At 66.1% G+C, this 13,454-nt stretch carries 10 protein-coding genes; 4 read left to right on the top strand and 6 right to left on the bottom strand.

From position 1 onward, the window contains the following. The first annotated feature begins 11 nt into the window (after nucleotides 1-11). The gene (locus B1790_RS30550) at nucleotides 12-1,379 is read left to right on the top strand and encodes an FAD-binding oxidoreductase (protein WP_142271584.1); all 1,368 of its coding nucleotides are present in this window, start codon (nucleotides 12-14) and stop codon (nucleotides 1,377-1,379) included. Here B1790_RS30550 and B1790_RS30545 read toward each other — a convergent pair. Both B1790_RS30545 and B1790_RS30540 read right to left on the bottom strand, forming a co-directional pair. Continuing rightward, on the bottom strand, nucleotides 1,376-4,297 hold the full coding sequence (locus tag B1790_RS30545; protein ID WP_079927029.1) for an RND family transporter: 2,922 nt from the start codon (nucleotides 4,295-4,297) through the stop codon (nucleotides 1,376-1,378). The genes B1790_RS30550 and B1790_RS30545 overlap by 4 nt on opposite strands. Continuing rightward, nucleotides 4,294-4,719, bottom strand: a complete 426-nt coding sequence (locus tag B1790_RS30540; RefSeq protein ID WP_079927028.1) for an MmpS family transport accessory protein — start codon at nucleotides 4,717-4,719, stop codon at nucleotides 4,294-4,296. Before B1790_RS30540 ends, B1790_RS30545 begins: the two co-directional genes overlap by 4 nt. A gap of 132 nt (nucleotides 4,720-4,851) precedes the next feature. Between B1790_RS30540 and B1790_RS30535 the strand changes: the two genes are divergently transcribed. Genes B1790_RS30535 through B1790_RS30525 form a run of 3 tightly spaced genes read left to right on the top strand, consistent with a single transcriptional unit; the run spans nucleotide 4,852 to nucleotide 7,353 of the window. Further along, nucleotides 4,852-5,499 (top strand): TetR/AcrR family transcriptional regulator, encoded by a 648-nt coding sequence (locus tag B1790_RS30535; RefSeq protein ID WP_079927078.1) that lies wholly within the window; start codon nucleotides 4,852-4,854, stop codon nucleotides 5,497-5,499. 50 nt (nucleotides 5,500-5,549) lie between these two features. After that, nucleotides 5,550-6,782 (top strand): cytochrome P450, encoded by a 1,233-nt coding sequence (locus B1790_RS30530; protein ID WP_079927027.1) that lies wholly within the window; start codon nucleotides 5,550-5,552, stop codon nucleotides 6,780-6,782. Nucleotide 6,783: 1 nt separating this feature from the next. After that, a complete protein-coding gene (locus B1790_RS30525; RefSeq protein WP_079927026.1) occupies nucleotides 6,784-7,353 on the top strand; it encodes a TetR/AcrR family transcriptional regulator in 570 nt (189 codons plus the stop codon). A gap of 1 nt (nucleotide 7,354) precedes the next feature. Here the strand turns inward: B1790_RS30525 and B1790_RS30520 are convergent, their stop codons facing one another. The 4 genes from B1790_RS30520 to B1790_RS30505 form a co-directional block, all read right to left on the bottom strand. Next, nucleotides 7,355-9,730 carry an arylsulfatase gene (locus B1790_RS30520; RefSeq protein WP_079927025.1) on the bottom strand — a complete coding sequence of 792 codons (2,376 nt, stop codon included), beginning with the start codon at nucleotides 9,728-9,730 and terminating at the stop codon, nucleotides 7,355-7,357. A 116-nt stretch (nucleotides 9,731-9,846) separates the two neighbouring features. After that, on the bottom strand, nucleotides 9,847-10,560 hold the full coding sequence (locus B1790_RS30515) for a siderophore-interacting protein (RefSeq protein ID WP_079927024.1): 714 nt from the start codon (nucleotides 10,558-10,560) through the stop codon (nucleotides 9,847-9,849). A 55-nt stretch (nucleotides 10,561-10,615) separates the two neighbouring features. Continuing rightward, entirely contained in the window at nucleotides 10,616-11,758 is a 1,143-nt protein-coding gene (locus tag B1790_RS30510) for an acyltransferase (protein WP_079927023.1), read from the bottom strand. Further along, nucleotides 11,755-13,449, bottom strand: coding sequence for a DEAD/DEAH box helicase (locus tag B1790_RS30505; RefSeq protein WP_079927022.1), 1,695 nt, complete (start codon nucleotides 13,447-13,449; stop codon nucleotides 11,755-11,757). The genes B1790_RS30510 and B1790_RS30505 overlap by 4 nt, the downstream gene beginning before the upstream one ends. Nucleotides 13,450-13,454: the final 5 nt, after the last annotated feature.

Below are 13,454 nucleotides of genomic sequence, written 5' to 3'. Positions count from 1 at the left end.
GCATCGAACCCGTGAGCGCTGACATGCTGGCTGACCTGATCGCCGAACTGCCCGAAGGCACCGTCGTCGTCGACCCCGACATCGTGGCGTCCTACCGGCAAGACCGTGCCGCCGACCCGAACGCGGGCACCGCAATGGCGGTCGTCCGGCCGCGCCGCACCGAAGAGGTGCAAGCCGTAATGCGTTGGGCTACCGCTCATCGCGTACCGGTGGTCCCCCGCGGCGCAGGCACCGGCCTTTCCGGAGGCGCGACGGCCCTCGACGGCGGCATCGTGCTGTCCACCGAACGCATGCGCGACATCACCGTCGACCCCGTGACGCGAACCGCCGTCACGCAGCCGGGGCTGTTCAACGCCGAGGTGAAGAAGGTCGTCGCCGAGTACGGACTGTGGTATCCGCCAGACCCGTCGTCGTACGAGATCTGCAGTATCGGCGGCAACATCGCCACCAACGCCGGCGGACTCTGCTGCGTAAAGTACGGCGTCACAACCGATTACGTCCTCGGCCTGCAGGTGGTACTGGCCGACGGCACCGCCGTCCGGCTGGGCGGACCGCGCCTCAAGGACGTCGCAGGCCTGAGCCTGACCAAGTTGTTCGTGGGCAGCGAGGGCACGCTCGGCATCGTCACCGAGGTGACGCTCAAGCTGCTACCCACCCAGCATCGCGGCTGCACCGTCGTCGCGTCGTTCGACGACGTCGCCGCCGCCGCCGACGCCGTCGTCACCATCACCGGCAAGATTCGGCCGTCGATGCTGGAGTTCATGGACAAGGTCGCCATCAACGCGGTCGAGGACAAGCTCAAGATGGGGCTGAACCGCGGCGCCGCGGCGATGATGGTCGCGGCATCCGACGACCGCGGTCCCGCCGGTTCGGAGGACGCCGAGTACATGGCGCGGGTGTTCACCGAAGCCGGTGCGACAGAGGTGTATTCGACGTCCGACCCCGACGAGGGCGACGCCTTCGTCGCGGCGCGCCGCTTCGCGATCCCGGCGGTCGAGGCGAAGGGGTCGCTGCTGCTGGAGGACGTCGGCGTGCCGCTACCTGCGCTTGCCGACCTGGTGGCGGGTGTCGAGAAGCTCGCCGAGCGGCACCAGCTGATGATCTCGGTGATCGCGCACGCCGGTGACGGCAACACCCATCCGCTGATCGTGTTCGACCCGTCCAACGCCGACGAGGCGGCCCGCGCACAGACGGCCTTCGGCGAGATCATGGATCTCGCCGTCGGCCTGGGCGGCACCATCACCGGCGAGCACGGCGTCGGCAGGTTGAAGCGCCCGTGGCTGGCCGGTTACCTCGGGCCAGAGGCGATGGAGCTCAACCGTCGCATCAAGAAGGCCCTCGACCCCGACGACATCCTCAACCCTGGCGCCGCCCTCTAGCCCGCCGGAGCCTCCACCGGATCACGGCGAGGCCACGGCTGTGGCAACGGACGCTTGCGCACGTGCAGCGGCCACCAGAACCACTTGCCAAGCAGCGCGGCGAGCGACGGCGTCATCAGCGAGCGCACCACCAGGGTGTCGAAGAGCAACCCAAGGCCGATGGTGGTGCCGACCTGACCGATGACCCTTAGCTCGCTCACCGACATCGCGATCATGGTGAATGCGAACACCAGACCCGCCGAGGTGACCACCGATCCCGTGCCTGCCATGGACCGGATGATGCCGGTATTCAGCCCGGCGTGGAGCTCCTCCTTCATCCGGGAGACCAGCAGCAGGTTGTAGTCGGCACCAACGGCCAGCAGGACGATCACCGACATCGGCAGCACCATCCAGTGCAGCGGGAGGCCGATCACGTGCTGCCACAACAGGACCGAAAGCCCAAAGGACGCACCGAGACTCAGCAGCACGGTTCCGACGATCACGGCTGCGGCCACCACTGCCCTGGTGAGCAGCACCATGATGAGGAAGATCAGGATCAGTGCCGCGACCGCCGCGATGAGAAGGTCGTAGTCCGCGCCTTGTTGCATGTCCACGTAGGTGGCCGCGCTACCGCCGACGTACACGGTCGAACCCTCCAGCGGAGTGCCCTTGATGGCGTCCACCGCGGCGACCCGCAGCGGCTCGATGTGCGAGGTCCCCTCCTCCGTCAACGGGTCACCCTGGTGAAAGACGGTGAAGCGCACCGCATGTCCGTCGGGTGAGAGAAACAGCTTGATACCCCGCTGGAAGTCGGCGGTCTGGAACGCCTCCGGCGGCAGGTAGAAGGTGTCGTCGTTGCGCGCGGCGTCGAAGGCCTGACCCATCGCGGTTGAGTTCTGCTGCAGGGCGATGTTCTGGTCCTGTTGGGCCTTCTGCGCCTGGTACTGGTTGAGCAGATACTGCTTCTGGTTCTTCAAGGTTTGGATCATCGCAGGCATCGCCGCCGCCATCTGCGGGGTCAGTTCGGCCATCCGGTTCAAATCCGGCACGATGTCTTGGAAGTCATCGGACATCTTGCCGATGCCGTCCAGGCTGTCGAATATCGAGCGCAGCGACCAGCACAACGGGATGTCGAAGCAGTGCGGCTCCCAGTAGAAGTAGTTGCGCATCGGCCGGAAGGTGTCGTCGAAGTCGGCGAGGTGGTCGCGGACGTCCTTGATGTCGTCCGACGTGTTGGCCATCTTGGCCGCCATCTTTTGCGTGACGTCGGCCAGCTGCAGCGTGATGTCGTAGAGCTTCTGCTGCGAGTCGATGGACGTCTGCATCTCTTCGGCCTGCTTGAGCGTGTTGGCCAGCACGGTCTGCTGATAGTCGTTGTTCATCAGCTGACCGTTGCCACTCTGGCTGACGTTGTAGGCGAGCGACGCGTGTTCGATCGGCTTGCCGTCGGGCCGGGTGATCGTCTGAACCTGCGCGATCCCGTGCACGTGCACCATGGCCTTGGCGATCTTGTCGATGATCAGGAAGTCCGCCGGGTTGCGCAGGTCGTGATCGGCCTGCACCATCACCAGCTCGGGATTCATCTTGGCTTCGGAGAAGTGCCGATTGGCGGCGGCGTAGCCGACGTTGGCCGGGATGTCCGCGGGCAGGAAGTTTCGGTCGTTGTAGGTGGTGTGATAGCCGGGCAGCGTCAGCAGGCCGACGAGGGCCAGGACGACGGCGATGATCAGCACACCGCCGGGCCAGCGGACGGTGGCCGCTCCGACACGGCGCCAGCCCCGGGACTTGGCCTTGCCCTTGGGTTCCAGTACCTTTCCGAACCGCGTCACCAGGGAGATGACCGCCGGTCCGAGGGTCAGCGCCGCGGCCACCACGATCGTCATGCCGACCGACAGCGGGAAGCCCATGGTCTGGAAGTACGGCAACCGGGTGAAGTGCAGGCATAGCGTGGCCCCGGCGATGGTCATTCCGGATGCCAGCACGACGTGGGCCGTGCCGTGGAACATGGTGTAGTAGGCGGACTCTCGGTCCTCGCCGGCCCTCCTGGCCTCCTGGTAGCGACCGATCAGGAAGATCGCGTAGTCGGTCGCCGCGGCAATGGCCAGCGTCACCACCATGTTCGTCGCGAAGGTCGTCAGCTTGAACACGTCGTAGAAGCCGAGGAAGGCGACGATGCCGCGCGCCGAGAGAAGGCCGACGACCACCATCGACATGGTGATCAGCACCGTGACGACGGAGCGGTAGACGAGCAGCAGCATGACGATGATGACGGCGAACGTCAGGCCCTCGATCATCTTCATGCTGGCATCGCCGACGGCATTCTGATCCGTCGTCGTCGCGGCCGCCCCCGTCACGTACGCCTTGACACCCTGTGGTGCGGGTTCGGTGCTCACGATGTGCCGCACCGCTTCCACGGACTCGTTGGCCAGCGCCTCGCCCTGGTCGCCGGAGACGTACACCTGCACGTAGGCCGCCTTGCCGTCGACGCTCTGGGCGCCGGCGGCGGTCAGGGTGTCACCCCAAAAGTCCTGGACGTGCTGCACGTGCGTGGTGTCCGCGCGCAGCTTGCGGACCATCGAGTCGTAGAACGTGTGCGCGTCGGCGCCTAGGGGATCCTCGCCCTCGAGCACCACCATCAACGAGCTGTTGGTCTTGTATTCGTCGAACACCTCACCGACGCGTTTGGTCGCGATCAGCGCGGGCGCATCCTGGGGGCTCATCGACACCGCCCGCAGCTTGCCAACGTCTTCGAGCTGGGGGACGACGGTGTTCAGCAGCGCGACGATGGCGATCCACCCCAGCACGATCGGAATCGCAAAGGCCCGCAGGAACCGCGGAAGCCAGGGCCGGGACCGAGCGGCGTGGCGCGCAATCGGGATCGCGTCCGTGGGCGCTTCGTCGACGGAGTCCTGGCCGCCCGACCTCTTGAAGAGGCTCATGCGGCCTTCACCAGGCAGTACGTCGCGGAGTTCACGCCCTCGGCCGTCCTTTCGTCCTTCACCACGTGGTCCACGGTGACTCTGCAGCTGATGGTTTGGCCGTTGCTCTGAGCGAGGAGGTTGGGCATGACGGACGGCACCGTGGTCGTGAGCGTCAGGGTCCATGGCAGGGGCACTTCACCGGTGCGCTGTGGCACTCCGCTGAGGTCGGCGTAGTTGATGGTGGCGGTTGAGCCGGACCCGAACACCTCGTAGGTCACGACCTTCGGGTTGAACGACTCGGCGGTGTCGGAGCCCACGGGCGTCACCACCGCCCCGTTGGAACCGAATACTGACCGGAAGTACGAGACGCTCACCGCGCCAACGGCTATCGCAACGACGACCAGCAGCGGCAACCACGTCCGTCTCAGCACCGCGATCAAGAGTCGAGCCTTTCCAGGGGAACCCCGACCAGTCGAAGCCGGCCATGTAGCTAGCCAACCTAAACGGATAAGTGGATAAGGTCAATCCGCTTATGGCGGCCGTCACATAGACTCGCGACCGTGACCGAGGGCATGCAACCCCGCCGACCGCTTCGCAAGGACGCGGAGCGCAATCGGCGCCGGGTACTCGACGGCGCGCGCGCCCTCTTCGCCGCGCGAGGCCTGGAGGCGACCCTCAACGACGTGGCCCACCATGCCAACGTCGGGGTTGGCACCGTCTACCGACGCTTCGCCACCAAGGAGGAACTGCTGGAGGCCATCTTCGAAGACGGCATCGAACAGATCGCCGGCATCGCGGAAACCGCATCACGGCAAGAACATTCGTGGGACGGCCTCGTCTACTTCGTCGAGCACACCTGCGAACTGACCGCCACCGACCGCGGCTTGCGGGAGATGCTCTACAGCAAGGCATACGGCGGCTATCGCGTGGAACGGGCCCGCATACGGCTCGACCCGCTCATCTCCGCCCTGGTGGAACGAGCCAGGCGCGACGGCTACCTGCGGCCCGGGGTCGGACCGAGCGACATGCCGATCGTGAGCCTGCTGGCCGGCGCGGTGGTCGAGTGGGCCGGGCACGTCGAGCCGCAACTCTGGCGTCGGTACGTGGCACTGCTCCTCGACGGCATGCGTGCACACCCGGGTCAACGGCCGGTTACCGTCGCCGCCTTGGACGACGAGCAGATGGACGACGCCATGAGGGGCTGGCACCCGGCAGGCTGACGATGCGCCCTCGGGTTGACATGAATATCAAATTGTCGTATCCATGAGACATGTCGACCGTCATGTCTCATCCCCAGGTGCGGTTCGAACTCGCCACGGCGGCCACCTGGCCCAACCCCTGGCCCATGTACCGGTCGTTGCGGGACCGCGACCCGGTGCACCACGTGATCCCCGAGGACGCGCCGAATCACGACTACTACGTGCTGTCCCGGCACGCCGACGTCTTCGCTGCCGCCCGCGACCACCAGACGTTCTCCTCGGCCAAGGGCTTGACGGTCAACTACGGCGAGCTGGAACTGCTTGGCCTGGCGGACAACCCGCCTATGGTAATGCAGGATCCACCCGCGCACACCGAGTTCCGCAAGCTGGTCTCCCGCGGGTTCACGCCGCGGCAGGTGGAATCCGTCGAACCGACGGTGCGCCGGTACGTGCGGGAGCGGGTAAAGCGCATCCGAGCCAACGGCGGCGGCGACGTCGTGGCCGAACTGTTCAAGCCGCTGCCGTCAATGGTGGTCGCCCACTACCTCGGGGTGCCCGGGGCCGACCGCGACAGATTCGACGGGTGGACCGAGGCGATCGTCGCAGCCAACACCGCAGACGGTGGCATCGGCGGAGCGCTTGACACGCTCGGGGACATGATGGAGTACTTCACCGCGCTGATCGAACGCCGACGCGTCGATCCCGTCGACGACTCCGACGACACCATTTCCCACCTGGTGGCGGCCGGAATCGGGGCCGACGGTGACGTCGCGGGCGTGCTGTCGATTCTGGCGTTCGCCTTCACGATGGTCACCGGCGGCAACGACACCACCACCGGCATGCTCGGCGGTTCGGTGCAACTGCTGTGTCAACGGCCCGACCAGCGCCGGCTTCTCGTCGAGAACCCGTCGCTGATAAGCGATTCCGTTGACGAATTCTTGCGACTGACCTCGCCCGTCCAACTGCTAGGCCGCACCGTGACCCGCGACGTGACCATCGGCGACACCACCATTCCGGAGGGTCGGCGCGCGATGCTGCTCTACGGTTCCGGCAACCGCGACGACCGCCAGTACGGTCCCGACGCCGAAGACCTCGACGTGACCCGCAAGCCCAGAAACATCCTCACCTTCAGCCACGGTGCGCACCACTGCCTCGGTGCCGCCGCCGCCCGCATGGAGTCGCGCGTCGCCATGGAGGAGCTCCTGGCGCACATCCCCGACTTCGAGGTCGACGAGGACCACATCGTCTGGGCTGGAGGCAGTTACGTGCGCCGACCGCTGTCGATGCCATTTCGGGTCAGCTAGCATGGCCGACTGGCTTGGCGAGCGACGCGTCGAGGCCGCCGCCGACCGGATTCTCGACGCGGCCGAGACACTGTTCACCCGTCACGGCGCCGCGAACGTCGCCATGAACGACGTCGCCACGGCGGCAGGGTGTTCACGCGCAACGCTGTACCGCTACTTCGAGAACCGCGACGCCCTCTACACCGCCTACGTGCACCGTGAAGCCCGCCGCGTGTTCCGCGAACTGGGTGGCCGCATCGCGGGGATCGCCGATCCTCGTGAACGGTTGCTCGAGGCCGTCTTGGCGGCGCTGAGCAGCGTTCGCGAAAGCCCTTCTCTGTCAGCATGGTTCGTCAACACCGAGCGACCAATCGGCGGCGAGATGGCCGACCGGTCCGAGGTGATCGAGGCCATGGCCACGTCGTTCCTCGGGCCGCTGGGCGTCGACGACGTCGAGGCGCGCGCCCGCTGGCTGGTGCGAGTGATGATCTCCCTGTTGACGTTTCCCGGTCGTGACCCTGCCGACGAACGACGGATGCTCGAAGAGTTCGTGCTTCCCGTCGTCGCCGGTGACGACAGCCGGGTCCACTGACCTACTGCCTGGCCATCGCCACCCGAAAGCGCTCGTCGGGGTCGATGTAGTGATCGGCATCCTTCGCGTCCTCGCCCAGATCGATGCGCACCCAGTCGACCTTTCCGCTGAACGTGCTGGTGTGGGCGGTGTAGTCCGGGCTGACGGTGGTGCCCGTCTCGCGGCCGACGTCGGTGGTCTCGTCGGCCGAGAAGATGAAGCCCTGTGTCCGAGCGACTCGCCCGCTACCAACTTCCCTACCGTCGTAGTAGAGAACCACGTTGCCGCCCTTGCCCATTCCACCACCGTCGTAGTCGAACTCCATCCGCACCTGGGTGGTGCCAACGGGAACGGGCTCCGTCGCCTCGATCTCGTAGGACTCGATGCCAAGTACGTTGTAGTAGAACTTGGCCCGACCACCCGTGGCGTACAGACTCCACCCTCCGAACCGACCACCCTGGGCGATGATCACGCCGTCGGCACCGCCCGCGGGCACGTCGACTTCGGAGGTGACGGCGAACGATTTGTTCTTGACGTCGACGACGCTGTTCTCCGATAGCCGGCCCATGTTCCCGAACAACAATTGACTGTTGCCCTTGATCAGCGACGGTCGGCCCGCCAAGGTGGGGTTGATCCGCTCGATCTGGCGGTCGTCGAGCGGCAGCACGTTGTACTTGACCGCTTCGATCAACCACAGCCGTTGCAGCTCGTGCAACTTTTCCGGGCGCTCCTTCGACAGGTCGTTGGCTTGCGTCCAGTCCACGTTGCCGTCGTAGAGCTCCCACACGTCGTCGTCGAAGGCGGGCATCACCGCGCCGCCCATCGCCCACGGGGTGCGGTGCTTGGTCACCGCGCTCCAGCCCTTGTGGTAAATGCCTCGATTGCAGAACATCTCGAAGTACTGCGTCTGGTGCCGCTCCTGGGCGTCGCCGTCGTCGAAGCTGTAGAGCATGCTCGTACCCTCGTACGGACTCTGCATCACACCGTTGACCATCGTCGGCGCGGGAATGCCAGCCGCCTCCAGAATCGTTGGTGCCAGGTCGATCACGTGACTGAACTGGTTGCGGTGCCCGCCCTTGTCTTGAATTCCCTTGGGCCAGTGCACGATCGTGCCATTGCGGGTGCCGCCCCAGTGCGACGCCACCTGCTTGGTCCACTGATAGGGCGAATCCATCGCCCACGCCCACCCGACGGCGTAGTGGCCGTATGAGCCCTCGCCGCCGAACTCGTCGATCTTCGACGCCAAGAACTCGGGGGTCTCGATCTCGGCCATCCCGTTGAAGTTCGCCATCTCGTTGAAGGCGCCCTGTAGCGTGCCCTCGGCCGACGCCCCGTTGTCCCCGATGATGAGGTAGACCAGCGTGTCGTCGAGCACGGGGCCGAGTGAATCGAGCAGCCGACCGACGTGATGATCGGTGTGCTCCATGAAGGCGGCATACACCTCCATCTGGCGTTCCAACGCCGGCTTGAGCGCGGGGTCCATGTCGTCCCACGCCGGGATCTCCGCGTCCCGCGGGGTCAGCACGGCATCGGGTCCGATGACCCCGAGTTCCTGCTGCCGCTCGAAGGTGATCTCGCGCTGACGATCCCAGCCATGGGCGAACTTGCCCCGATACTTCTCGATCCACTCCGGTGGCACGTGATGCGGGGCGTGCGTGGCGCCCGGCGCGAAGTACATGAAGAACGGCTTGTCGGGCAGGAGCGCCTTCTGCTGACGTGCCCAGTTGATCGCCTTGTCGGTCAGGTCCTCGGTCAAGTGGTAGCCCTCAGCAGGAGTCTTGGGCGGCTCGATCGGGGTCGTGCCCTCATACAGCGCCGGGTCCCATTGATTGTTCTCGCCGCCGATGAAGCCGTAGAAGTACTCGAAACCGCCGCCGCCCGTCGGCCACGCGGTGAACGGACCTGCCGGACTGGTCTGCCAGACCGGCACTTCGTGGCACTTGCCAAACTGCGCCGTCGCATACCCGTTCAACTTGAGCGTCAACGCCAGTGGAGCCTTGGTGTTCGGCAGCACCGAGGTGTATCCCGGTGCCGCCGTGGCTGTTTCGGTGATGTTGCCCATGCCCACCGAGTGATGGTTGCGACCGGTGAGCAGCGCCTGCCGAGTCGGCGAACACAGCGCCGTGGTGTGGAAACGGTTGTATTTCAAGCCATTCGACGCCAATTTCTCGAAATTCGGTGTTTGACAGGGTCCACCGAAGGCGCTGCTGGCCCCGAATCCGACGTCGTCGACGAGGATGACGAGCACGTTGGGGGCGCCGTCAGGGGGACGCACGTCGCGGATCGGCGGGTAGCTGGTGTCCGGATCCTTGGCGTCGTATGTCGTCAGCCCGACGTGGGGAACGTCGGGGATGGGAAGGATGTCGCGCCGAACCTGCGCCCGTTCCGTACCACTCATTGGGCCATCCGCTCACCGAAGGAACCGCCGCGCTTCGGCGATGGGCCAAAGCGTATGCGCCAGCCGCCCGCCCCGCGGCACATTTCTCACCGGAGTTGATCTTGACTGAGTCGGCGTCAGCCCGCCCAGTAGGCCTGCGCCTTGACGGCCCTGCGCGGTATCCCGTAGTCCTCCCGGAGGACCTTGGCGATCGCGCGGGTGGTGCGGTTGTCGCAGGCCACCCAGCCGAAGTGGTCCAGCGCCGTGAAAGCCGACGACCGGACGGCCTCGACCAACGCCTCACCGCCGTTCTTGCGGTCGATCCACGTGACGTCGCCCCCGGCGACGGGCAGTTCGCGGTCGTCGGCGTGGGATGACTCGAGGAACACCTTGGCCTGCACGTTGCCGATGGCGTCGAGCAGCGAGTTGATCGCCGGCAACGACGCCGTGTCACCGACGACGACGTAACCGGCGGGCGCGGGTTCCGGCAGCGTGAAGTCAGTGCCGAGCACCGTGACCTCGAGGGTGTCGCCGGGTTTGGCGGTCCGGGCCCAGGCCGTCGCCAGTCCGTCGTGCATGGCGAAGTCGACGTCCAGCGTCCCGGCCTCGGGGTCGGGGTTGACCAGCGTGTAGCCCCGCTGATGGGACTTGTTGCCGTCGGGGAACCAGCCACGGACCCACATCGTCGGATGGATCGGGCGCTCGGCGAGCAGCTCCTTGGCAAGAAAGTGCAGGCGAAGGTAGTTCGGGGTCACCTCGGTACGGCCGGTGACCGTCAGGGCGTAATCGCCTCCGCGCCAGAGTTTTACGAGCGCACCGGCGAATCCGCGGGATGGTTTGCTTTCGGCCATGACGCCTCCAATCGACTTAGGTAACCCTAACTCGACCGTGGCGGTGGGCGGTGGGCTACGTCCGCACCCGGGTCACGCGGTGCAGCAGCCATGCCAGCGGCACGGTGACGATCATCGTGACCACGAACAACCACCACATGGAGCCGGTGTAGATCGGGAAGCGCAGGATCTCGACCATCACCAGTTCCATGGTGACGAGGTGAATCAGGAAGATCTCGTAGGAGATCTCGCCAAGGAAGACCATCGGCCGGCTCGCCATGAACTGCTGGTACCACCCCCGCGCGCCGTCATGCCCGTGCAGCGCCAGCGGGGCCACCACCAGCGTCGAGATGACCGCGTAGAACACCGTCTTGACCAAGCCCTCCCGAAGCTCGGCGGGCGACGTCGTCGGCGCCCCGGCGATCGGCGTCGACGCGATGAGATAGCAGGCAAGCGCCAGCGGTATGCAGATCACCGCGTACGCGCGCACGCCGAGGGGCAGAAGCGCCGCGAGCAGCATGCCGCCGAGGAACCACGTCAGATACGTCGGCAGCCACAGCGGCGCCCCGTCGGGTAGGACATCGGTGGTGTGCACCAGCGTCAACCAGGCCGGGCTGACGAACGCCAACGCCACCAGACCGAGGATCAGGCGCACCGGGTGCCACTGTCTGCGGCACACCACCACCAGCAGCAGATAGGCCAGGAACGGCAGGGCGACGTAGAACGCCGCCTCAACCGCGAGGCTCCACATCTGCGTAAGCCCTTGGTGCAAGTACGAATACAGGTAGTCGTCGGTGTAGATCTGCGTCAGAGTCAGGTTGCGAAACAACCCCATCCACGTGTGGCCGGGATTCGGCCCCGCGGTGCGAAAGTGATACACCAGGTACGCCGCGAGCACCGTGACGACGTAGGCGGGCATGATGCGCCGGACCCGATGCCACGCGTAGCGGCTGACCGACGGCGACGGGCGACCGTCGGCGGCCGCCCGCACCCACGGCGCGAACAGCAGGAAGCCGGACAACACGAAGAAGATCGGTACGCCAATCTCCATGCGGGAGTAGATCAAACCCACGTAACCGTGGGTGTACTTGCCCGTCGTGTAGGCGGCATGGGTCAACATCACGAGTATCGCGGCGACCGCGCGAACGCCGGTTAAGGAGGCGACTCTGCCCCGGCTTGCCGACTCGAGGCCGCCAACGTCAGTGTCGCGCCCCGTCACTTCGGCTTGTGGTGGTGACTCGGTCCCTCTCGACCTGGACGATCTTGTTTGAGATCGATGAGCACACCCGAGATCCGGGTGTTCTCGAGCTTCTTCAGGGTTTCCCTGGACAGCTTCGCGGGCAACTCGACCGTCGAATGATCCATCTTGATGGTGATGTGGCCGAAGTCGCTGCGGTGCAAGCCGCCCTCGTTGGCGATCGCCCCGACGATGGAACCCGGCCCGACCTTGTGCCGCTTGCCGACCGCGATGCGGTAGGTCGCGAGGTCACCTCGGACGTTGTCGCGCCGCTTGCGCGGGCCGCCCTCTCCGCCCGCGTCGCGGTCCGGGCGCTCGCGGCGCTTCTCCGGCGGCGGCTCCGTCATCAGGAACTCACCACCACCGCGACTCTGCACGGCCAGTGCCGCGGCGATCTCCGCCGTCGGCACGTCGTGGTCGCGCTCGTAGTCCTCGATCAGCTTGCGGAACAACTCGATCCCTGGTGCGTTCAGGGCCTCGGTGATCGCTTCGCGGAACTTCTCCACGCGTTTGTCGTTGACGTCGTCGACCGACGGGAGCTGAGACTCGACGAGCTTCTGCCGGGACACCCTCTCGATGGAGTTGAGCAGATGCTTCTCGCGGGGTGTGACGAACAGCACCGCCGCGCCCGAGCGTCCGGCCCGGCCCGTGCGTCCGATGCGGTGCACGTAGGACTCGGGATCGTGCGGGATGTCGTAGTTCAGGACGTGGGAGATGCGCTCCACGTCCAGACCACGCGCCGCCACGTCGGTGGCGATCAGGATGTCGATCGTCCCGTCCTTGAGCTGAGAAATGGTGCGCTCACGGACGGCCTGGGCGATGTCACCGTTGATGGCCGCGGCGGAGAAGCCCCTGGCGCGAAGTTTCTCGGCGACCTCTTCGGTGGCCTGCTTGGTGCGGACGAACACGATCATCGCCTCGAACGGCTCGACCTCGAGCAGTCGGGTGAGGGCATCCATCTTCCGCGGTCCGGCCACCTGGATGTAGCGCTGCGAGATGTTCTCCGCGGTCGCCGTCTTCGACTTCACGGTGACCTGTACGGGATCGTGCAGGTACTTGGAGGTGATCTTGCGGATCGCGGGCGGCATGGTGGCCGAGAACAGCGCCACCTGCTTGTACTCGGGGGTGTCGGCGAGGATCCGCTCGACGTCCTCGGCGAAGCCCATCTGCAGCATCTCGTCGGCCTCGTCGAGCACCATGTAGTCGAGGTGCGAAACGTCCAGGCTGCCCTTCTCCAGGTGGTCGATCACCCGGCCGGGAGTGCCGACGACGACCTGCGCGCCGCGCTTGAGGCCGGCCAGCTGCGGCCCGTAGGACGAGCCGCCGTAGACCGGAAGCACGTTGACCGGCAGGTGCGCACCGTAGCGACTGAAAGCCTCCGCGACCTGCAGTGCAAGCTCGCGGGTCGGGGCGAGCACCAAGGCCTGCGTGGTGCGGCTGGTGGTGTCGATCCGCGACAGGATGGGGATCGCGAACGCGGCGGTCTTGCCGGTGCCGGTCTGCGCCAGTCCGACCACGTCGGAGCCGGCCATCATCGCCGGTATCGTCGCGGCCTGAATCGCCGACGGCGACTCGTAGCCGACGTCGGCGAGGGCCCGCAGCACCGCCGGGTGAATCTGCAGGTCAGCAAAGGTTATGTCGGCGCTCGTCGCGTCGGAGTCTTCAGAGCTCATCGAGG

Origin of the sequence: Mycobacterium sp. AT1 (genome assembly GCF_002043095.1) — a bacterium.
In the GTDB taxonomy this organism is placed as follows: Bacteria; Actinomycetota; Actinomycetes; order Mycobacteriales; family Mycobacteriaceae; genus Mycobacterium.
Note: the sequence above shows the minus strand (reverse complement) of the source record. Positions and strands in the feature narration are given on the sequence as shown.

Bases quoted from the DNA above. Each gene is read 5' to 3' on its own strand.
- B1790_RS30545 (WP_079927029.1), bottom strand. From the start codon at position 4,297: ATGAGCCTCTTCAAGAGGTCGGGCGGCCAGGACTCCGTCGACGAAGCG.
- B1790_RS30535 (WP_079927078.1), top strand. From the start codon at position 4,852: ATGCAACCCCGCCGACCGCTTCGCAAGGACGCGGAGCGCAATCGGCGC.
- B1790_RS30530 (WP_079927027.1), top strand. From the start codon at position 5,550: ATGTCGACCGTCATGTCTCATCCCCAGGTGCGGTTCGAACTCGCCACG.
- B1790_RS30525 (WP_079927026.1), top strand. From the start codon at position 6,784: ATGGCCGACTGGCTTGGCGAGCGACGCGTCGAGGCCGCCGCCGACCGG.
- B1790_RS30520 (WP_079927025.1), bottom strand. From the start codon at position 9,730: ATGAGTGGTACGGAACGGGCGCAGGTTCGGCGCGACATCCTTCCCATC.
- B1790_RS30515 (WP_079927024.1), bottom strand. From the start codon at position 10,560: ATGGCCGAAAGCAAACCATCCCGCGGATTCGCCGGTGCGCTCGTAAAA.
- B1790_RS30505 (WP_079927022.1), bottom strand. From the start codon at position 13,449: ATGAGCTCTGAAGACTCCGACGCGACGAGCGCCGACATAACCTTTGCT.